This is a genomic window from Bacteroidota bacterium (assembly GCA_008933805.1).
GTDB lineage: Bacteria > Bacteroidota > Bacteroidia > UBA8524 > UBA8524 > SB11.
Genome location: WBUH01000008.1, coordinates 121661 through 143342, shown reverse-complemented (window position 1 = coordinate 143342; position 21682 = coordinate 121661). Strand labels below are relative to the sequence as shown.

Annotated in this window: 15 protein-coding genes; 10 read left to right on the top strand and 5 right to left on the bottom strand. The window is 43.1% G+C overall.

Features of this window, described 5'->3' with window-relative positions; all coding sequences use genetic code 11:
- Positions 1–14: 14 nt before the first annotated feature.
- Positions 15–2570, top strand: a complete 2556-nt coding sequence (locus tag F9K23_09635) for an adenosylcobalamin-dependent ribonucleoside-diphosphate reductase (protein KAB2915983.1) — start codon at positions 15–17, stop codon at positions 2568–2570.
- A gap of 386 nt (positions 2571–2956) precedes the next feature.
- Here the strand turns inward: F9K23_09635 and F9K23_09630 are convergent, their stop codons facing one another.
- Positions 2957–3652: a Crp/Fnr family transcriptional regulator gene (locus F9K23_09630; GenBank protein ID KAB2915982.1), complete on the bottom strand. Its 696-nt coding sequence runs from the start codon at positions 3650–3652 to the stop codon at positions 2957–2959.
- 140 nt (positions 3653–3792) lie between these two features.
- Between F9K23_09630 and F9K23_09625 the strand changes: the two genes are divergently transcribed.
- From F9K23_09625 to F9K23_09600, 6 genes are all read left to right on the top strand, one after another.
- Entirely contained in the window at positions 3793–4308 is a 516-nt protein-coding gene (locus tag F9K23_09625; protein ID KAB2915981.1) for a cytochrome c, read from the top strand.
- A gap of 42 nt (positions 4309–4350) precedes the next feature.
- Positions 4351–6324 (top strand): Sec-dependent nitrous-oxide reductase, encoded by a 1974-nt coding sequence (gene nosZ / locus F9K23_09620; GenBank protein ID KAB2915980.1) that lies wholly within the window; start codon positions 4351–4353, stop codon positions 6322–6324.
- Positions 6325–6411: 87 nt separating this feature from the next.
- Entirely contained in the window at positions 6412–7422 is a 1011-nt protein-coding gene (locus tag F9K23_09615; GenBank protein KAB2915979.1) for a hypothetical protein, read from the top strand.
- A gap of 4 nt (positions 7423–7426) precedes the next feature.
- Positions 7427–8680, top strand: a complete 1254-nt coding sequence (gene nosD / locus F9K23_09610) for a nitrous oxide reductase family maturation protein NosD (GenBank protein KAB2915978.1) — start codon at positions 7427–7429, stop codon at positions 8678–8680.
- Positions 8677–9378 carry an ABC transporter ATP-binding protein gene (locus F9K23_09605; protein KAB2915977.1) on the top strand — a complete coding sequence of 234 codons (702 nt, stop codon included), beginning with the start codon at positions 8677–8679 and terminating at the stop codon, positions 9376–9378. The genes nosD and F9K23_09605 overlap by 4 nt, the downstream gene beginning before the upstream one ends.
- Positions 9375–10151 carry an ABC transporter permease subunit gene (locus tag F9K23_09600; GenBank protein ID KAB2915976.1) on the top strand — a complete coding sequence of 259 codons (777 nt, stop codon included), beginning with the start codon at positions 9375–9377 and terminating at the stop codon, positions 10149–10151. The genes F9K23_09605 and F9K23_09600 overlap by 4 nt, the downstream gene beginning before the upstream one ends.
- Before the next feature lie 482 nt (positions 10152–10633).
- Here the strand turns inward: F9K23_09600 and F9K23_09595 are convergent, their stop codons facing one another.
- Positions 10634–12424: a hypothetical protein gene (locus tag F9K23_09595; GenBank protein KAB2915975.1), complete on the bottom strand. Its 1791-nt coding sequence runs from the start codon at positions 12422–12424 to the stop codon at positions 10634–10636.
- A 350-nt stretch (positions 12425–12774) separates the two neighbouring features.
- Here F9K23_09595 and F9K23_09590 point away from each other — a divergent pair, with 350 nt between their 5' ends.
- The 3 genes from F9K23_09590 (at position 12775) to F9K23_09580 (ending at position 15367) form a co-directional block, all read left to right on the top strand.
- Positions 12775–13041 (top strand): T9SS type A sorting domain-containing protein, encoded by a 267-nt coding sequence (locus tag F9K23_09590; GenBank protein KAB2915974.1) that lies wholly within the window; start codon positions 12775–12777, stop codon positions 13039–13041.
- Between the two features lie 486 nt (positions 13042–13527).
- The gene (locus F9K23_09585) at positions 13528–14358 is read left to right on the top strand and encodes an SDR family NAD(P)-dependent oxidoreductase (protein ID KAB2916025.1); all 831 of its coding nucleotides are present in this window, start codon (positions 13528–13530) and stop codon (positions 14356–14358) included.
- Between the two features lie 88 nt (positions 14359–14446).
- Positions 14447–15367, top strand: coding sequence for an AraC family transcriptional regulator (locus F9K23_09580; GenBank protein KAB2915973.1), 921 nt, complete (start codon positions 14447–14449; stop codon positions 15365–15367).
- Positions 15368–15434: 67 nt separating this feature from the next.
- On the opposite strand, the gene F9K23_09575 is transcribed toward F9K23_09580, so the two are convergent.
- From F9K23_09575 to F9K23_09565, 3 genes are read right to left on the bottom strand one after another with little or no spacing between them, the layout of a single operon-like run.
- Positions 15435–18935 carry a T9SS type A sorting domain-containing protein gene (locus F9K23_09575; protein KAB2915972.1) on the bottom strand — a complete coding sequence of 1167 codons (3501 nt, stop codon included), beginning with the start codon at positions 18933–18935 and terminating at the stop codon, positions 15435–15437.
- Between the two features lie 19 nt (positions 18936–18954).
- Entirely contained in the window at positions 18955–20457 is a 1503-nt protein-coding gene (locus F9K23_09570) for a hypothetical protein (GenBank protein KAB2915971.1), read from the bottom strand.
- 21 nt (positions 20458–20478) lie between these two features.
- Positions 20479–21651: a hypothetical protein gene (locus F9K23_09565; GenBank protein ID KAB2915970.1), complete on the bottom strand. Its 1173-nt coding sequence runs from the start codon at positions 21649–21651 to the stop codon at positions 20479–20481.
- Between the last annotated feature and the right edge of the window lie 31 nt (positions 21652–21682).

The following is a 21682-nucleotide window of genomic DNA, read 5'->3' as shown; positions in this document are numbered from 1 at the left end:
CAATTCGTAATTTTATGGAAGGATTAGTAACCGTGAAAAAAAAGGCTGCAAATACATTTTATACGTATGAAGAAGTGCTGGCCTCTGCGCTGGAATATTTTAACGGCGACGAACTGGCGGCAGGAACCTGGGCAGGCAAGTATGCTTTAAAAAATAGTGAGGGTCGCTTTGCAGAGCTAACACCAGATGATATGCACCGCAGGCTGGTGCGCGAATTTGCCGCTGCTGAAAATCTATACAACCCTGTGAGTGAAAGCGACTTACCTCTTTTGTGTGACTACGGGCAAAAACGCCAACCACTTACCGAAGAGCGTATATACCGGTTATTTAAACAGTTTAAGTATGTAGTGCCGCAAGGTAGTGTAATGGCTGCGTTGGGCAACCCGTATTCAATAGCGTCGTTATCAAATTGTATTGTATTGCCAGAATTGCACGACTCATACGGGGGTGTATTTTATGCAGACCAGCAGCTTGCCCAACTGTTTAAACGCCGCTGTGGCGTGGGGCTTGATATATCACCGCTGCGCCCTGCCAATCATCCCGTATCTAACTCGGCGGGTACCTCTACGGGGGCGGTTTCGTTTATGGAGCGTTTTTCAAACACCACCCGCGAAGTAGCCCAAAACGGCCGTCGGGGCGCACTGATGATTACTATGGATATTGCCCACCCCGATATTGAAGAGTTTATCACGGTGAAGCAAGACCTTAGCAAAGTAACCGGGGCCAATATATCAGTAAAAGTATCGGATGAGTTTATGAAAGCCGTTGAAAACGGCCGCAATTTTACCCTGCGCTGGCCCGTGGATGCAGAACACCCCAAAGTGACCCGTGAAACAGATGCCGCAAAACTTTGGGAAAAAATAACTGATTGCGCTCACAACACTGCCGAACCGGGCATTATATACTGGGACAGGCAACACCTGTATTCTACCTCATCGGTATATCCGGGTTTTAAAAACGTATCTACCAACCCCTGTTCAGAAATTGCCATGCAGGGCGGCGATAGCTGTCGCCTGATGGCCATAAACCTGTTTGAGTTTGTGGAGCATCCATTTACCCCAGAGGCAACATTTAATTTTAAAAAATTTTACGAAATAACCTACGAAGCCCAGCGGCTGATGGATGATTTAGTGGACTTGGAATTAAAAGCTGTACAAAAAATATTGAACAAGGTAGATGCCGACCCCGAACCTGATTATATAAAAGACGTGGAACGCCGCACATGGCAATTGTTGTATGATGCTGGAAAAAAAGGTCGCCGTACAGGATTGGGCTTTACCGCACTGGCCGATGCAATGGCAGCACTGGGGTTGAAATTTGACGGTGATGCTGCACTTGCTACGGTGGAAGAAATAATGAAAACCAAGTGCCGTGCAGAGTTTGACAGTAGCATAGATATGGCGATTGAACGGGGTGGTTTTGAAGATTTTTCGCCCGAAATTGAGAACCAATCAGAGTTTGTGCAAATGCTGGCCGATGAAATGCCGTATGTATATAAACGCATGATGGCATACGGGCGGCGCAATATTTCGCTCAGTACGGTTGCGCCCACAGGCACGTTAAGCATACTCACCCAAACCTCATCGGGTATTGAGCCTGTATTTATGCTCAGTTATAAACGCCGCAAGCGGGTGAACCCTGATGATAAAAACGTGAAAGTAGATTTTACGGATGCTATGGGCGATAGCTGGCAGGAGTTTACGGTTTTTCACCCCAAACTAAAAGCCTGGATGGAAGCAAGCGGCAATACCACCATCAGTCAAAGCCCCTATTACGGTTGCACTGCCAATGATATTGACTGGGAGCAGCGGGTAAAATTACAGGGCATAGTGCAAAAATACACCACACACTCCATCAGTTCTACCATCAACCTGCCCGCGCAGGCAAGCAGGGACGAGGTGGCCGGCATATACTTTAACGCCTGGAAAGCAGGGCTAAAAGGCATTACCGTGTATCGCGAAGGTTCGCGCAACGGGGTGCTGGTGGCCGATACTGCCAAAACCAAACCCCAGATAATTGAGCAGGAAGCCCCTGAAAGGCCCAAAATACTGGAAGCTGAAATAGTACGGTTTAATAACAACAACGAGCCGTGGATAGGTTTTACCGGGCTGCTGGATAACAGGCCCTACGAAATATTTACGGGCAAGGCCGAAGACTCTTTTGTGATACCCGCATGGGTGCACAAGGGGTGGATAATAAAAGAAAGGGACGAAAACGGCCTGGCGCGGTATGATTTCCGCTATACGGATAAATACGGTTATAAAGTAACCATAGAAGGGCTTTCGCGCAGTTTTGATAAGGAATACTGGAACTATGCCAAACTTATTTCGGGCGTATTGCGGCAGGGTATGCCCCTGAAAGATGTGGTGCGGCTTATAGACCGGCTTGAGTTGTACGATGCCAGCATAAATACCTGGAAAAACGGAGTAGCGCGCTCACTTAAAAAGTTTATACCCGGCGGCACTCAGGCTGCCGATAAAACCTGCCCTGAGTGCGGCGACCCGGAAGGGCTGGTGTATGAAGAAGGTTGCCTTAAATGCAAAAGCTGCGGAAATACCAAATGCGGGTGAAAATTGAGAATTTAAATGTCGGTTAGTTAAAGATTTTTAACCTTTAATCTAAAGAATTCCTCGCAGCTCTGCTGCGACGGTGGATGGTGAAGTGGATGATTTTTTCTTCATGTATTTGAATTTCGATACTCCGTCAGCTCTGCTGCGGGGTAGTTCATTAGGAAATGAATTCCTTAAAAGCCTGTTGGCTTAAACCACCCCAACCTCCTTAGCCTACGCTCACAACCCCGCAAGGAGGGGCGCTCCAACCCGTATGCCATTGATAAACTGAAAAAACTATGATAAGGCTAAAATTTGTTGGGCACGGTAGCCTGTAGGGCTGTTTCCCCTCCTATGGCTGATTTGTGGGCGGTTTAGGAGGGGACAAAGGGGTGGTTTGATATTACTCAATTTTCAATATTGGCAATTTTCAGCAACTCCTCGTGGTTTTCTATCCGTATCATTTTTTTATACAACGAAATAATTTTCTGGCTTTCCCAGTCTTTAAGCGCGCGTATCACCGTTTCGGTGGCCATTCCCATCAGTTTGCCCAAATCTTCGCGGGTAAGCACTATATTTATATAACCGTCCTTTGTTGTCCCAAACGATTTCATCAACAATATCAACCCTTCGGCTAGCCGCTCGTGACTGGTTTTGGTAATAAAATCAAAGCCCCGTTTTTCGGCAAAACCAATATCGTGCGATAGTTTTTCCATTATTTTCAACGGAAGCATTACGTTGCGCTCCAGCATGGCATACAGGTGGCCTTTGGGTATAAAACAAATAGTACACTCCTGCAAGGTTTGTGCAGTAGCCTGATAATATTCATTACCCAGCAGCGACCGGTAGCCCAGTATATCCCCTTCTTTGGCCAGGCGCACAATCTGCTCCTGTCCGTCAATATCAGTCCGGTACACTTTTGCCCGGCCTTCGTGTACACAATATAACCCGCCGGCTTTTTCACCTTCATTAAATATTATCCGGCTCTTTTTAACTATCTTGCTTACTTTATATGCATTTAACTCTTCCAACTCGCGACAGGTAAGAGTGGCAAAAACTGAAACTGCCAGCGACTGGCAGTTGATACAACTTATTTGTGACATTGTTTTATTTAAGCTATCAACCAAACAAATATACAAGGGTGCTGTTTTTTAAAACATGATAAGCATTAGTTAAAATCCTGACGGACGTCAGTTTCTGCTATTTATACTCATTCTAATTTTGAACCAACAAATTTAATACTATGACAACCTTAAAAACCAAAGCAACCCTATCTGTAGCAGTAGCGTTGTTTTTCGCCGCTGCCATCGCCTCATGCGGCGATTCATCAAACAAAACATCGGGAAACCAAACCCCTAACGCAGAAGAGAAGAAACTGGAGGAAAAAGTGAATGAAATAAAACACTACAATACCGGTATTGGCCCCATTACCAAGGTAGAAATTGGCCCGTTTGACGCCGCTATGGCCGCCAAAGGAAAAAGCGTGTATGAAATGAAATGCCAATCGTGCCATAGGATTGAGGGCGACAGGCTGGTAGGCCCCAGCTTTACCGGGGTAACCGAAAGGCGCACTCCTGAGTGGGTAATGAATATGATAATGAATACCGAAGCCATGCTGAATGAAGACCAAACCGCCAAAGACATGCTTGAAATATGCCTGGTGCGTATGCCCAACCAAAATGTGGCTGAGCCCGACGCAAGAAATATTGTAGAATATTTCCGAGAAATAGACGGCCATAAAAAGAGCTGGACCGAATAAAAACTAACCTATTCCATTTATAAACCAAATTTTAGAAACCTTATGAAAGCGAAAGTAACTCGCAGGCCCTTGCTTATTGCAGCGGCAATTATCACGCTTGTTTCAGCACTCAATGGCTGCAAGCCCAAAAGTGCCTCCAACGTAGTAGAAGGGGATGCAGCACAAAGGGTATATGTGGCCCCCGGCAAATACGATGATTATTATTTGTTTGCATCCGGAGGGTTTAGCGGGCAGGTGGGCGTTTACGGCCTTCCATCAGGGCGCTTGCTAAAAGTAGTGCCTGTGTTTAGTGTGAACCCCGAAAATGGCTGGGGCTACAGCGAAGAAACCAAGCCCATGCTTGAAACCTCGCAAGGGTTTTCTCCCTGGGACGATACCCACCACCCTCAACTATCGGTAACCAATGGAGAACAGGATGGCCGCTGGCTTTTTATCAATGCCAACAACCACCCCCGTATTGCCCGTATCGACCTGAAAAGTTTTAAAACGGTTGAAATTCTTGAGTTGCCCAATGTAGGCGGTAATCACGCCTCGCCCTTTGTAACCCCCAATACCGAGTATGTTGTGGGCGCTACCCGTTTCAGCGTTCCGTTGGATGGCGAAGATGTACCTATAAGCAGCTTCAAAGAAAATTTTAGGGGAACAGTAAATTTTATAAAAATAGACAAAGAAAGCGGTCACATGAACCTTGCTTTCCAGATAATGACCCCCGGTGTAAACTTTGACCTTGCTCGTGCCGGCAAAGGCCCCAGCGAGGGCTGGATGTTCTTTTCGTGCTACAATACTGAACAAGCCTACGAACTGCTTGAGGTAAACGCTACCCAAAAAGACAAAGACTTTATAATGGCGGTGAACTGGAAAAAAGCCGAGGAATACATAAAAGCAGGCAAAGGGGTTAAAAAGCCGGCAGCCTACCTGCACAATAAATACGACGAAAAATCGCACATGGCAACTTCTGAGCTGGTGAAAGAGGTATTGCAACTGGATGCTAAAGAGTTGGAAGGTATTTGCTACTTTATTCCCTGCCCTAAATCTCCCCACGGTGCTGATGTTGACCCAACAGGTAAATACATTGCCGCAAGCGGTAAACTGGCAGCCGTTATCCCTGTATTTTCTTTCGAAAAAATACAGAAAGCAATTGCTGATAAAGCTTTTGAAGGTGATTTTGGCGGAATACCCGTAATAAAATACGATGCAGCACTGGCAGGCGAAGTGAAAAAACCCGGCCTTGGCCCCCTGCATACAGAGTTTGACGGAAAAGGGTTTGGCTACACCTCAATGTTTGTATCATCAGAAATTGTGAAGTGGAACGTGGAAACCCGCGAAGTAGTTGACCGTATCCCCACTTATTACTCAATAGGCCACTTGTGCATACCCGGCGGCGATACCAAAAAACCCTGGGGCCAATATGTTATAGCCCTTAACAAAATTACTAAAGACCGCTACCTGCCCACCGGCCCCGAGCTTACACAATCGGCTCAGTTGATAGATATTTCAGGCGATAAAATGAAACTGCTGCTCGATTTCCCAACCATTGGCGAGCCTCACTATGCACAAGCTATAAAAGCCGATCTGATAAAAGAAAAGCAAGTGCAGTGGTTTAAACTGGAAGAAAACACCAACCCCTTTGCAGCCAAAGGTGAGGGCCAGGCCCGCGTGGAGCGCAAAGGAAACGAAGTGCACGTATATATGACAGCCATACGCTCGCACCTTACCCCTGATAATATAGAGGGTGTGAAGGTGGGCGATGTAGTGTATTTTCACGTAACCAACCTTGAGCAGGATTTTGATGTGCCACACGGGTTTGCTATAAAAGCCAACAACAATGCCGAAATATTGGTGATGCCGGGTGAAACCCAAACCCTGAAATGGGTACCAAAAGCAGTGGGAGTTTATCCCTTTTACTGTACAGATTTTTGCAGTGCACTGCACCAGGAAATGTCAGGCTACATAAGGGTATCGCCTGCCGGTTCATCGGTTGCGCTTAGCTTTAACTCTACCAAAAAGAAAGAGTGATAATAACAGTATAAACAGAGCAAGTACTTTTTCACTCAAAAGAGGGGGAGGCAGCTTCCCCTCTTTTTTTAAATAACCCTTTTTATCATGAAAATCAGCACAAGAATAATCGTCGCCCTATCCGGGTTGGCGCTGATAGCCACATTTTTTGCCCCCATTTGGATGATACTGCTTGAAGCCCCCCAGTTTCCTGAAGGTTTGAGCATGCATATATGGATAAATAAACTTACCGGAAACGTAGATACCATCAACGGCCTTAATCATTACATAGGCATGCAGAAAATATCTGCCGAATCGTTTCCCGAATTTAAAATACTACCGGGTTTAATGGGTTTTTTCCTTGTTTTTGGTGTAGTAACCGCACTTTTAAATAAAAAAAGCATACTGTATATATACACCGCCCTTTTGGTGTTGTTTGCCCTGGTAGCTATGGTTGATTTTTATATGTGGGAATACAGCTACGGGCACGACCTTGACCCCCACGCGCCGATAAAACTTGACGATACCAGCTTTCAGCCACCGTTGTTGGGTTATAAACAAATTGCCAATTTTTTAGCAGGTTCGTTTCCTGCACTGGGAGGAGTATTTTTTATACTTTCAGTACTATTGGCAGTTGTGGCTGCTGTAATTGAGTTAAATATTTTTAAACGTAAAAAACCGGTACCTGTTATGAGTATAATAACCATTTTCACCATTTTTATGATGAGCGCCTGCACCGCAGGCGGCACCAACCCTGTTGCTATAAATTTTGGCAGCGATGAATGCAGCCATTGTAAAATGACTATTTCTGACAAGAAATACGGTGCAGAAATACTTACTGCCAAAGGTAAGGCCTATAAGTTTGATGATATGGGCTGCATGGCTGATTTTGAGAAAGAATTTGTAAAAAATAACGCTGCTGAAAAATTTCAGCGTTTTGTAATAAATTTTTATAGCCCCACAAATTTTGTGAACCTTGATAATGCCCATTTGCTAAAAAGCAGCAGCTTGCGCACCCCTATGGCGTCGGGCTGGGTAGCCTTTGGCACTGCGACGGAGGCCCAAAAGGCCCAAAAGGAGTATGGCGGCGAAATAGTGGCCGGGAACCTATTTAAATAATAGTATGAGTATGATATACAACCCTAAAAAAAGCATACTAACTGTTATTTTTGTTTTTATTTTCGGCATGGCGTGCGCAAAAACAGTATATGTGTGCCCCGCAGGGTGCACATATAATGCTATTAGTGCAGCTATTGATGCCGCAATGCCGCACGACACCGTAGTAATAAAAAAAGGCGTATATTATGTACGCAATGTAAAAATAACCAAACCCATTTTTATAACCGGTGAAAATGGCGCCGAAATTGATGGCGGCAGCAAGCACCACATTTTTGTGGTTGAAACCGGCAACACAACCATACAGGGCCTTAAGTTTTGTAATACAGGCAGCTCAGGCATGGAAGATATGGCCGGGATACGTGTTGAAAAATCGGCCAGTATTACCATATCGCACAATATATTTGATAATTGCTATTTCGGTATTTTTTTGGCATACGGTGATAAAGCAATCATAAAAAATAATACATTTTTTGGGGGTAGCAAGGGGCTTACTGAAACCGGCAACGGGATACATTGCTGGAAAGCCGATAGTGTTTTAATCAGGGATAATTATACCAGCGGACACCGCGACGGTATTTATTTTGAATTTGTTACCAACTCAGAAATAATAAACAACCGCAGCTATAAAAACTCGCGATACGGGTTGCACTTTATGTTTTCTGACGGAAACAGCTACCGTGGTAATACGTTTGCCAACAACGGTGCAGGCGTGGCAGTTATGTACTCAAAAAAAATAAACATGCAGTATAACCGTTTTGCCGATAACTGGGGTGGCTCTGCATACGGCCTGTTGCTTAAAGATATAAACGATTGCAGTATTTATAACAATAGTTTTACCAACAATACTGCCGGGGCATATATTGAAGGCAGCAACCGCGTGAGTTTTAAAAACAACGTGTTTTCTAAAAACGGGTGGGCGGTGCGCCTGCTTGCCAATTGTGTTGCCGATACTTTTGAGGGCAATATTTTTACAGGCAATACTTTTGATTTTTCTTCAAACGGTACACTTAGCAACAATATTTTGGCAGCCAATTACTGGGATAAGTATGAGGGTTACGATCTTGACCGTAACGGTGTGGGCGATGTACCCTACCGCCCTATAAGTGCATACTCTGTTGTGATTGAGAATGTCCCATTAGCAATGGTGTTTATGCGAAGTCTGATGGTGGATATGATGGACAAAACCGAGCGGGTATTGCCATCATTAATACCTGAAAATATTATTGATAAACAACCTTTAATGAAACAACCCTTATGATAGCTTTTGAAAACCTTACAAAAAAATTTGGGCGTATATATGCCCTTGAGGGGGTAAGTTGTGCCATGCAAAAAGGCCAGGTTGTTTCTTTGCTTGGCCCCAATGGTTCAGGCAAAACAACCCTTATAAAAATAATATTAGGGTTGGTATTGCCTGATAAGGGAAAGTTATTTTATGATGGAAATGAGGTACACAAGCATCATCTGCTGCGCAAGCATTTGGGGTACATGCCGCAATTTGGAAAATTTCCCGAAAACCTGAAAGTGGCTGAAGTAATACAGTTGATTGAAAAAATGCGCCCACATAACGAAAGCGAAAAGGATACAGACCTGTATAACAACTTTGGGATAGAACAAATGAAGGACAAAAGGATAAAAGCATTATCGGGCGGCATGAAGCAAAAACTAAGTGCCCATTTGGCTTTTTTGTTTAGCCCGCCGGTGCTTGTACTTGATGAGCCTACTGCGGGCCTCGACCCTCTTTCGGCGGAGATATTGAAAGAAAAAATTATTAATGAAAAGTTAAAAGGTAAAACCATATTAATAAGCAATCATATAATGCCAGAAGTTGAAGAAACGGCTACGCATATAATGTATCTTAATGAGGGAAGGATGAAGTTTTTTGAAGAAAAAAACATATTAAAAGAAACCACAGGCGAAGAACGGCTTGCCAAAGCAATAGCAAAAAAAATAGCATGACAACAACCTTTAAACTTACCCTGTTTTTACTTTGGGATTTGCTTAAAAACCGGATGGTGGCAGGCTATGCGGTGCTACTGTTTTTATTATCGTACAGTCTGTTTTCATTAAGCGCCGATACTGCAAAATCAGTAATAAGCCTGCTAAACGTGATACTTATTTTTGTACCACTTGTGGCGCTTATGTTTAGCACCATACATTTTTTTAACTCGGTTGAATTTATTGAGCTGCTATTATCGCAGCCGCTGGGCCGTGGCAAAGTGCTAATGGCCTTTTATCTTGCCATAGCACTAAGCTTGGTGCTTGCATTTTCTTTGGGTGTGGGAGTACCTTTGCTGCTATACGGCCCCGGTAGCAATGCTTTACTTCTGTGGTTTTTTGGGTTACTGCTCAATCTTGTGTTTTCAGCATTGGGGTTGTGGGCATTTGTGGTGGCAAAAGATAAAGCCAAAGGTATAGGTATAGCGATATTATTATGGATATACTTTTCACTGTTATATGATGGATTGGTGCTTTTAGGGCTTTATACCTTTGCCGATTATCCTGTTGAAAATTATGTAACTCTTGTAGTATTGCTAAACCCAGTCGATTTGGCTCGCATAGGGTTTCTTATCCAGCTTGATGTGGCAGCTTTAATGGGCTACACAGGGGCAGTGTTCAAAAACTTTTTTCAGGGCACTACAGGTATAGCACTTTCAGCCCTTTCACTACTGCTTTGGGTGGTCGTACCGTTGGCTCTGTCTACAGTTATTTTTAAGCGTAAAGATTTATAATGCAGCCGCTGTTATTATTCCTACATATTTTGGGTGCCTGTATTTGGGTAGGCGGTCATTTAATTTTACTATTCGTTATTTTACCTGAGGCTAGACGAAGTCAATCGCCCGAATACCTGTTGCGCTTTGAAAAAGTGTATGAACGCATAGGCGTCCCAGCCTTGTTTACCCAACTTATAACGGGTGTTTTGCTTTTTGTCGCTTTACTACCAGCAGATAATTTCAGCCCCTGTCATCCATTGGCATACAAACTTTATATTAAGTTGGGTTTGCTGTTACTGACTTTTGCAATCGCCATCCATGCACGGTTTTTTGTACTAAAAAACCTTACTGTGGCCAAACTACCCCTTATGCACAAGCATGTGGCGGTTGTAACAGTTATAAGTGTATTGTTTATACTTGCGGGAATAAATTTTAAATTTAATTTATTCTAAAAGGGTGTGATAATCATTCCTTGCCATTATTCACTTTATTTTGAAAAACTACTCAAACCCTCTCAAAATTTGATTTAAATCTTGTTTTCTATTGTCCATTTCTTTCAAAAAACGGTGTTTCTTTTCTGTATCAGATCCAAAAATTGTTTCCGCTAATTCTTTATAATAATCTATTCCGTCCAAAAGGTTGGCTCTATATTTAATAAGGTCTTTCAACCCTTTGGTATTTTCTTTTTCATGCCCTGCAATATTTTCTTTTAAATAACTGATATTTAAATCCAGTTCTTTAATAAACATGTGCGGCCTTTCTTTTTCGGCAAGAATATTAGCACGGCCATAAATATGGTCGGTCATTTGCCTTAGTGTTACTGTTTTATCAAAGTAGGCAATATTAGGCCCAGGGCAAATGGTAACCGCCCTAAGATTTTTAATAGGGGGCAACCCATAGTGGGCAATTGCGGAATTGCTAAGGCCGATACAGAGACATTCTTTACTTACTACTTCATTGTATTTTTCTTTAAATTCAGCTTCGGGTAGGTTTAGCGATTTAAGCTGGTTTATTTTGTGTTTTTGGTAAGTGAGTGAGGCGGTACAAATGGGTTCTTTTGTAAATTCGGTGTTTGATACAAGAAATTTTTCGGTACATGGGCTACCCGGCGCGCCCTTTTCTATCCGTCTTTCTTTTTCTTTTTCTGAACTGGTGCCCTTCAGGTAATTGAACCGTACACCCAAAGGAGAGTTTTTGCTAAGTATCACATCTTTTTCATCAGCGCTGCACAAGAGGCTTAGCGTAGGATTATCTACTGTAGTTGCTTCCGGGCAAAGCAAAAATGGGGTGCCCCATCCGGTACTGCCTATCTTATATTGGCGGATAAGAAAATCAGCTTCTTCGGCGGTGCCTATCCCCCCCTGAACGGTAATATCTATCGGGTGTGGCCGGTTAAATGCGAGTCCCTCTTTTTGTTCAACGGCCGGTTTGTAAAGTCCGTGTAACTCAGCCAGAAGTTCTTCACGTTTTACTTTAAACTCCTCCAAAATAGGCCCCAATAAAAGCCCATCGCTGGCAAAAGCGTGTCCACCGCAGTTTAACCCTGATTCTATCCTAAATTCACTTACCCACAATCCTTTTTTTGCGAGGTATTTTCCCTGTATAAGTGCTGAGCGGTAATCACTTACTTTTATAACAATCCGTTTATTAAATTTCCCCCAGTCGGTAGCATTAAATTCACTTAAATTTTCGAGGTAGTTAAACAATCGCACATTCATACCCGCCGAAAATATTATCGAAGAATCGGTTAAATCGCTTTTTGCGTAGCCACGCAAGGCTGCCAGCGCATCCGATGTATCTGCAATCACATTGCCCTGCTTATCGCACACATCCCTGTCAATTTTGGTCATTATGTTTACATCTATGCTTCCCGCCACTACCTGCTTGCGAAGGAAATTTTGCAGCGCTTTTGTCTGGCTGCCCTCACGCAAAATATACTGACACAAGTGGCGCAGCTTATTGCCATTGGGCAACATTTCAAAATATTTTACAATTTCGGACCCTTTTTCAAAAGTAGAGCTACGCAGTTTTTCAACCCGTTCCTGCACAATTCTGTTTACTATATTTAGGTAGTCAGTTATTCTTTTTGCGCGGTAATCGGGTTCTTCAGGGGTTATAGGGGCATAAGGCTCCTTCAACTGCTGGTAGTAATAGTTACGCATAAGTTCTACCAGTTTATCTTCGATGATGGAGATGGCAGAGTTAATACCATATTGGGCAACTTTAACGGGTGAATCAATGGTGAAGGAAAGCCCCATAACGGGGATATGGAAAGAATGATATGTAGCCATTGTTTAAATTATTTGTTATTTGCGCAATATCGCATTAACAAAACCCCTCAAACATGACCTGCGTCAGAATATTGCTATTATGGGGTTACGGAGTTTTCAAATACTGGATATTTAGGAAATTTTATTTGGAATCTGTCAACAACCGTTTTGGGCTGCTTATCTAGCGGTAAACGAACAGTCGAAGCCGTTCGGGCTTATATAGAAATCGGTGTGGAGGCAATGGGCTACACAAAAGCGTTTTTAGAAGATTGTCTTCCAAATCGAAACCCCGAGTCGGAACAAGAATTGAAAATTGAAGGACGGGGGTCAATGGATCCAAACGATAAGGTCGGTCAACTTCTGTAGTTAGGTTGAGTAATTCTGTTTCGGCTAAAGTGTACCCCAATCCAGCAAACAATTCATTTTTTGTAAAAATTTATTATGATGGTGAGGGGGATTATGCGCTTAGTGTTAGAGATTTGTTTGGTAAAGAAGTTATAAACGATAAATATAAAGGCTCTGATTTGCCTGAATTTGAAGTCAATACAAACGACCTTAAAAATGGCATTTATTTTTTGGTAGTCTCAATAATGGACAATAAACTGAAAGGAACTTATAGAGTAGTAATTTTAAAATAGAAAGCTTTTATGCCTCTTAAGAGAAATCAACCATTAAAATTCCTCTGAATTCAAATTCACCGATTGGCAAGTGAGTCCTTTTCGAAAGTTGTCCAACTGCGACCACTAAATTTCACCCACTTAAACCTAATATATCGAATTGAAATAAGTAGAAAACCGAGTAAATTTTTCTATGAATACTGTCAACTGGTTCGATAATCTGCTCGTTCGGGCTACAAACACTAAAACCCTTTTCTTAACCGAGAAGGGTTTTTTGTTTTTATTCTACTCACTTTTGCGTTTATACACTCTTAAATCCAAACAAGATTTATAGAGGTTATTCTTTTTGGCACTGTGTACTATTCTCATTTTAGCTACATAAATCCTCAATTGGGTTACAAGTTGCAAATGGCATCAGCTGACCTTTGTTGCAGTATTAATCTAAAATATAAAATTGTGTCACATCAAAATCAAACTTTAAAAGTTGGCTCTGCTCCAACTTCTGCTATGTCATATAAAGTATGGTTTATAACAGGAACTTCACGTGGTTTTGGGAGCGTTTGGACTGAGGCCGCTCTTAAGCGTGGCGACAAGGTTGCCGCTACAGCACGCAACTTGGCAAGTATTGCCCATCTTACTGAAAAATATGGATCAAACGTGCTAACCTTGGAGCTGGACGTTACCCAGCCCGATCAGGTGAAAAGAGCTATGGAAAAAGCTTACGCTCACTTTGGCAGGCTTGATATTATTTTTAATAATGCCGGTTATTCTCTTGTTGGTACCATTGAAGAAGCCAGCGCAGATGATATACGTGCACTTTATGAAACAAATGTTATTGGCCCGGTTTCGGTTATTCAGGCGGCTTTGCCATTATTGCGAAAACAGGGAGGCGGTCATATACTGGGCACATCAAGCAACCTTGGTCATGTAACAATGCCTATAATCGGCTACTATTGTTCGTCAAAATGGGCATTTGAGGCTATACATGAAAGCCTTGCCGCAGAGGTTAAACCTTTTGGTGTTAAAGTAACAATAATTGAACCGGGTGCCTACGCCACAGAGTTTGGGAGCCAAGAGTCTTTAAAATTTGCAAATGGTCTTGATACTTATGCAGGTTTTAAAGCGGAGTTTGCGGAAAGCTTAAAAACTATAGAGAGAGGCGATCCGAATGCAACGTCCGAAGCTCTTTTCAAAATTGTAGATGCTGAAAATCCTCCGTTACGGTTCTTCCTTGGTAGCCATTGTTTACCATGGGTGCGCACAGCATATAATGAGAGATTAGCCACTTGGGAAGCGTGGGAGGATATCTCTAACGCGGCTCAAGGAATTTCCAAGTAAAAACCGGAAATGAAAATTACTTGATAAAACATTGGCGATAACCGATATTTAACCTTTATCGGTTATCACTTTGACTAGGTATTGAAATATGAAAAAGGAAGAAAACGGCCCGCAAAAAATTGTATCACTATCAGAGGCGCACCAAGCTTTTGGTTTACCAAAGCCTCAGCACCCTTTATTAAGTTTGATTAACGGATCGAATACCTCGGTTGAATTGGTCAGGCTTCCGCAATACCACGTACTGAGTTTTTATAAAATATCCTACAAACCTAAACTTAATGGCAAGCTAAAGTACGGCCAGAGTTATTATGATTTTGACGAAGGCGGTTTATTATTTGCTTCCCCCGGTCAAATTATTGGCAGCAACGATAATGGTGCAAGTGTGTGTTCAGAATATACTTTGCTTATTCATCCTGATTTCTTTTTAGGGTATCCTCTATCCAAAAAAATTAAGCAGTATGGCTTTTTTTCCTATTCAACCAATGAAACCCTTCATCTTTCGGAAGACGAAAAAGTAACTATCATTGAGATTTTTAAAATGATTGAAAATGAACTGAATAACCGAATTGATGATTTTAGCCAAGATGTAATTATTTCCCAAATTGAGTTATTTTTAAATTACGCTAATAGGTTCTACAAGCGTCAATTCATTACCCGAAAGGCTATAAACAACGATTTATTACAGCAGTTAGAGGAAATTTTGGACGAGTATTTTAACAATGAAAAAACGTTGACCCAAGGAATACCAACTGTTCAATACCTTTCTGAGTGTTTAAATATTTCATCAAGTTATTTGAGTGATATGCTACGTACGCTTACAGGACAAAATGCACAGCAGCACATACACTATAAGGTTATAGAAAAAGCGAAAGAAAAATTGTCTACCACCAGTTTATCAGTTAGTGAGGTTGCATACGAGTTGGGGTTTGAACATCCACAATCTTTTAATAAGTTGTTCAAAACAAAAACCAACCTTACCCCACTACAATTTAGACGCTCATTTAACTAAACACAGTAATTGCGTGACATTTATATATAGTTGGTAATAATTTAGTCCCCCAAACAAAAGCACTAATTTATTTCACCACAGCTAGTTTGCCTGTTATAATATTGCCAGCGCGGGTATATACAAAGTTGTAAATACCGGCCGAAAGGTTTTGCAGGTCAATTTCTATTTTGTCTGTTCCTTCTTCAAGGTGTTTTTTTAGCATCACTTTGCCTTCGGTATTTATTAATTCAAAATCGCTTTCCTGCTCATCAGTCGCAGTAATTTGTAGCCAAGCAACATTTGCAGCAGGGTTGGGGTAAATACTAATGTCAAGCGATGTATTTTGTCCTTCAGCAATGCTGGTGGTTTTATCCAGAATGTAACAAAGTTGGTTGTTGGCTGTGTCTTTTTCGCGGGCAATGTTGGTTATCAGCACGCAAATGTCAAGCGGTAAATCTTTTTCGCCGGGCAAAATGCGTTGTTGGGCTTTAACTGCTAAAGAATCACCGGCAGGTATACTGTCATTAAACTCGCCAAAAGTGTACAGCTTGCCTGCTACAAACCAATTTACTTTGAATGCCAATATGGGGTAATCACCAACGTTTGCTACCCATGCTGAAAGGTCAGAACTATCCTTGCCATTAAACTTCACGGGTGATATTATTTTCTTTACCGTGCCGTCAGGCAATGGGGTGTATGTCGCCATCGAAAAACCGTCGGCTGCACCGCCTTTATATATAGTTTTATTTTGGGTGACTTTTTGATTTGCACTGCCGTCGCCACTACCGCCTTTCAACTTTCCGTTTTGGGTGAATAGTTTAGAGCCGGAGCCATCTCCGTATCCTCCTTTCAGGGTGCCGTTTTGCAACGCTGCGCCGAAAGCTATACCGTCTCCATTACCACCCGTTATAGTGCCATATTGGTTATATTGGCTTGCTGAAGCACCGTTACCTCCACCACCTTTTAAGGTTCCAAACTGGGCGTAAAAATCATTGTCGTTACCATCCCCACTGCCGCCTATATATATGTTATTACCTTTTATGGTAATGTGTACTGTATCGTTTGCCGCACAGCCTTTGTTATACAATATGGCTGAATAATAACCCGTACTGAATACGTTTGAATAAAGGGTGTTTTTATCGCCCGTACTCCAAATTAGTGAGTCGTATTCAGGGCTTGTGGTTGCTTTTATTGAATAACCGTAATAGGCACTATCGTTGTTACCCAGCGAAATTGTAGCCGCTGATAGTAGTGGATTATCCAAAGCGTATGCCGCCAAATGGAACGACTGTACAGAATCACCAGCAATATCAAACCTGCCGCCAATGTATAAGCGGTTTTTGTGGCTACGCAGGGCATAAAAATCCGGCGTGTAGGGAGATGCAAACCTGCGTATGCCGCTGCCTGCACCAGCCCATCCATAAGCGGGATGGTAGCGCAAAATGTTGGTAGCATCCACGTTGTTAATTTTGCTTATACCGCTTGCGGTGAAGTAGGTGGTACTATCGGGTGCATGATAAATGCTGTTTACATTGCCAATAAATCCGGTTATTTTACCATAATCTTTCCATTTTGAGCCGTCCCAAACGGCATAGCCGTTGCTGCTATAAGATGGGCCAGAAGGGTTGGGAATGCTGCCGTTGGTTATTATCCAAAGTTCGCCCGTGTAAGGGTGCACGGCAATGTCTTGCGGCGAAGAATAAAGACCAACACCTATTGTTCTCCATGTACTGCTATCGTAGCGGGCGATGTAGTTATGGGTGCTGCCGTTTATGTTGCTAAAATATCCTTCTATGTATAAAATGCTATCGTTAAAAACAGTAAGGTGTTCTACCTCGCCGTTAGGGTCGCCCATGGCGTTCCATTGTGTACCGTCCCAATAAGCAAGGTTGTTGGCCGATACTCCGTCAATACTGCTAAAACTACCTCCCACAACAATTTTGTTGCCTACTTTGGCCATACAGTTTATGTACTGGTAGATGTTACCTACTCCATAAGTACCCAGCTTAAACCAGCTATCGCTGTTGGTATTATAACCCGCTATGGCCGATGAATTTCCCGATGAAAATGTTTTTGAGAATTTCCCACCCAAAAGATAAGTACTGTCGCTAAGGGGTAGGATGGCATTTATTTGGGTGGCGCTGTTTAGGGTTTGTATATCGTTGTTTAGGGCGTGTACTTTGTGGTTGCTGTCTATTAGCGCCCAGGCATTGGTGTACAATCCTCCCAAACTTTTAAAGTTACCGCCTACCAGCAAGTTGCCTTTAGTATCAGTAGCAAAAGTTTTTACCCATGCGTTGTTGTTTATAGCTTCTATACCGTGCCCTACGGGCGACCATTTGCTACCGTCCCAAACGGCCAGATTATAAGTTTTTATAGATGAATCGGCTTCGCTAAAGTTACCCGCTACATATAGTTGGTTGTTCCAACGTACTATTGCTGAAACATCAGTACCCGCTGTGATGCCGTAGTTTAGCTCGAACAGAGAGTCGAGCGTATTATCAAAACGGGCGATACGGTTAGCATCAGAAAGGTTGCCGCTGCCTATGCCCCGTGCAAATCCGCCGCCATAAAATACCGAGCGGGTAGTGCTATCGTAATAGCTTTGGTAGGTGAGCGCACTAAAACTACCGAAATTGTACGCCCACTTCCCGTTTTTAAATCGTGCAATACCGTTTTGTCTGCGGTTGGTTACAGGCGCATTTTGCAAGTAACCCACATAACCACCCACGTATATGCAGCTATCATCAGGGTTATAGGCAAGAGTATAGGGTATACCACGCGAAGGGGTGAAGCCGTTGTATGCTCGCAAACCACTGCCTACGGTGTCCCACCCGCGCCCGGTTTTCCATGATGCAATACCGTTGTAGTATGTTTTGGTGCCTATGGTGGTAAAGTTTCCCGCTACAAACACTTCACCCGAAGGAGAAACATCTAAGCCGCCAAGGGGTATCCAAGTGCTTTGGTAGCCTTGTATAAAATCGGAAATACCGCTACCCATACTATCCCATCGGTGGGTTTTAAGGTAGAATCGGGCTATGTTTTTTACTGTTAGTGTTTTGTTTGAGTCTTTCACCTCTGTAAACCTTCCCAATACATACAAGGTGTCTTTGTATACGGCAATTTTTTGTATATAGTTTGCGCCGCTGCTTATGCCCATGCCAATGGGTTCGTAGCTCTGGGTGGTAAGGTTAAGTTTAATCAAACACGGGCTGCCGAGTGATGTAGTAAACCTACCGCCTATAATAAGATTTCCATCGCTATCGGCAGTCATGGCGGTAAACGTTGCCGAGCTGCCGGTATACGGAAACGAAGGGCCAACGGGTTGCCAGTAGCTGCCGTTCCATTTGTTTACCGCCGCTACGGATGGTGCACCGCCTGTAAGTTTTAGCCCAATGGGGCTTTCAAACAGGCAGTAAAGTCCGTCAGGTTTGGCCACCATAGCCACAATACGGCTGGTGGAGGTGGTGCCGTTACCTACAAAATCAGTTCGCCAGCAGGTATCGTTGCCTGTAAAAAAGCATTGCTGGCCATGTGCGTTGTAAAAGGCAACGGCAATACAGCTTATTAATAAAAGCAGTTTTTTCATGGTAGCTGCTTTTAAGGTATTAATTAGGTTTGCGCACTCCGCGTCCGCCTATGGGGTAGGGGAAATACGTTCTTGTTGTTCCGTCTTCGTCTGTTGGTTCAAAAAAGTTATAAGGGTCGTAGTATTCTTTCTCTCCGTTTTCAGAACCACGATAATAAAGCACATTACTACCATAGCCTGATTCTGAGAAGTATGCGGGCACGATGTAAGATTTCATGCCATAATCATCAGGCTCTACAGCATTATTGGGGTGATCCAGAATGCCTGTATAAAATTCGTTAGTATCATTAATGCTTATGGTTATTTCGGCCACGTTGTCCGTCATATTCAAAATACCGTAAAAGGTTGCGTTGGCCGTAATACGGTTGGTGGTTGAATCGGCTGCATAACCGCACCTTCTTAGTCTGCGGGTAGTAGGGCCGCTATAATGGCGTTTCAATCTTTCGGCAGGTGTTTTCAGGTCAACAAAAAAAGTGTCTTCAGAGCCTATAGTGTTTCCCCCAAGTGCTGTTGTAACACTAACACCGCAGGCAGCTTCATTCCGTACAGGTTGTAATGGGCCACGGCAGGCTTTTACATATTGCAGTTCAGTCATTGGTACAAGCCCTGCCCAAGCTAAATAACTGATTAGTGTGTACGGGGTCATAACGGCCGGGTGGTTTTCATAGCCTGCCTCACAGGTAAACTCCCAGCCGTTGGTTGTTTTTGTGCCTACAATATCTACAGTATCTTGGTTTCTTGTAATGTTCTTGTATTTGAAGCCCGAACTACTGCCTGACATTCCCAACCCATAAAACCTAATAAAATCAGTGCCAATGGCGTTAAAAAAGGCCACCAACTGTTCGTTGCTCACCTCGTGCTTCATGCAGTAAAAGGCATTATAACCTTTTGGGAAGGAGGCCGAAATACCCTTGCTGCTTATATAAGGGCTAGCGAAAGTATTGCCGGTTGATATTTTATCTTCTGATGAAATATAAAGCGGAGAAAAGGTGGGGTTTGTGTGCGTAGGGTTATAACGATATATAACCATATCTTCAAAAAGGTTGGCATCATACTTTGTTGGGGGGGCACCCACATAAAAACTGCCTTGGGGCACATATACCATTTCTATGGCATATACCTGAAAATCGGGGTATAAACCTATTAAACCTGTAAGTCCGTCAGTAGCTTCAAAGCTAACCTGCGTGGGTTGTATATTACCAACGCTGTCGGTTTTCAGCCGTACAAAAAAACCGTATTTGTCATTTGTTTCAATAGTTTCAAGCGCTCCACCGGCGACGTTGGTAGAATTAAATACAATATTGGCGTGCTGCCAACGGGGTTGGTTTACGGTGCGGTATTTGGCAAATACCCACACAGCATCGTGGTAATCGATGGTTTGCCTCCAAGCGTTCTCCCACGATAAATCGAAGGTTATTTTCTTGGTATTTTTATCATAGGTAACGTTTTCTACTTTTACGTTATTGGCTTTTAGGCTTGCAACGATAGTCAACAAGGTTACAAGGGCAAGTATCTTTTTCATACTACTCGGTTGTTTTTAGGGTTAGTATTTGCAAACGTTGGTTATTAGCGGGCTGTTATTGGTAAAAGCACCATCGGTATCGCTGTATGCTACGGCGCAAGTACCGGGGTATCGTTCAGAGGTACAGTTGTTAAGGGTAAGTTTGGCAGGGGCTGCTGAGCCTACTGCTATATTGGTTTTTTCGGCCACGTAGTAGGCGGTATTGCCTCCGTCGCTTACGTCTAAGTAATTAAACTCATTATCAGTGGGTGAGTTCACCAAAATACCTTTCCAATACCCTGCGGTGGCGTTGCCGCCTTTTATGGTTACATGGTTGGCTGCAGTACCGTTTATCAGCATTTTTCCGTTATCGGTAACGCCCATGCCCAATTCTTTATTTATAACAATGGTAGCACCTGCGTTTATGGTAACATTGCCTGCAAAAAACATATCGCTGATGGCAAAGTAGGGGATGGAGGTAGCGGGGATTACTATGTTTTCTTCAATTACAGCGTTTGATGTTTTTGCAAACAGGGCTATGTATTGGTTTTTGTTGCCCGTGTAGGTGCCTGAGTCAAGCATCATGTTGGGCAAAGCTCCGCCGTAGGTAAGTACGGGATATCTGCTGTTGTTTATAAAGTTGTTGTGTGAAAACTGGCCTGTGGAGGCCTCGCTGGTAAATGAAACACCGTTGCCACCTGATTGGGTGATGGTACAGTGGTGCATTTTTAGTTTACCGTACACCGATACAGCCGAGGCAGCATCGTAAATAAAACCTGCCACTTGGGTGTTAAACTGTTCGCCTTTTCCCGCGTTAGTTATTTGGCACCAAGCCATTTCATTGCCCGTTTGGGTGCTTTCTATGCTTATACCCAACCAACTTGGGGTGGTGGTAGTACCGTTAAATTTTATGGGGAGTGTATCAAGTCCCACAGCTTTTATGGAGGCTGTATTGGTTACGCGCAAGCCGCTACCCGGCCTAAAAGCAATTTCTACACCCGGTAATATGGTGAGCGTACCTGCCGAAACTTCAGAAATACAGTTTACGAAGTAATCCACACCGTCAGGGTTGTGATTGGTAAGCACCATATCTGCCGTTATAAAACAGGGCAGCACATTTTTATCGGTGTTGGTTTCAGGGGTTTCTTCTTCTTTGCACGATGCAAGTAGTACAAATGCTGCAAACAGCAGTAAGTAAGCCTTTAATTTCATCATAACTATACGAAATAAGGCTGACCATTAAAGT

Coding starts and splice junctions, on each gene's coding strand:
- F9K23_09635 (KAB2915983.1), top strand. CDS start 15: ATGGAAGGATTAGTAACCGTGAAAAAAAAGGCTGCAAATACATTTTAT.
- F9K23_09630 (KAB2915982.1), bottom strand. CDS start 3,652: ATGTCACAAATAAGTTGTATCAACTGCCAGTCGCTGGCAGTTTCAGTT.
- F9K23_09625 (KAB2915981.1), top strand. CDS start 3,793: ATGACAACCTTAAAAACCAAAGCAACCCTATCTGTAGCAGTAGCGTTG.
- nosZ (KAB2915980.1), top strand. CDS start 4,351: ATGAAAGCGAAAGTAACTCGCAGGCCCTTGCTTATTGCAGCGGCAATT.
- F9K23_09615 (KAB2915979.1), top strand. CDS start 6,412: ATGAAAATCAGCACAAGAATAATCGTCGCCCTATCCGGGTTGGCGCTG.
- nosD (KAB2915978.1), top strand. CDS start 7,427: ATGAGTATGATATACAACCCTAAAAAAAGCATACTAACTGTTATTTTT.
- F9K23_09605 (KAB2915977.1), top strand. CDS start 8,677: ATGATAGCTTTTGAAAACCTTACAAAAAAATTTGGGCGTATATATGCC.
- F9K23_09600 (KAB2915976.1), top strand. CDS start 9,375: ATGACAACAACCTTTAAACTTACCCTGTTTTTACTTTGGGATTTGCTT.
- F9K23_09595 (KAB2915975.1), bottom strand. CDS start 12,424: ATGGCTACATATCATTCTTTCCATATCCCCGTTATGGGGCTTTCCTTC.
- F9K23_09585 (KAB2916025.1), top strand. CDS start 13,528: ATGTCATATAAAGTATGGTTTATAACAGGAACTTCACGTGGTTTTGGG.
- F9K23_09580 (KAB2915973.1), top strand. CDS start 14,447: ATGAAAAAGGAAGAAAACGGCCCGCAAAAAATTGTATCACTATCAGAG.
- F9K23_09575 (KAB2915972.1), bottom strand. CDS start 18,935: ATGAAAAAACTGCTTTTATTAATAAGCTGTATTGCCGTTGCCTTTTAC.
- F9K23_09570 (KAB2915971.1), bottom strand. CDS start 20,457: ATGAAAAAGATACTTGCCCTTGTAACCTTGTTGACTATCGTTGCAAGC.
- F9K23_09565 (KAB2915970.1), bottom strand. CDS start 21,651: ATGATGAAATTAAAGGCTTACTTACTGCTGTTTGCAGCATTTGTACTA.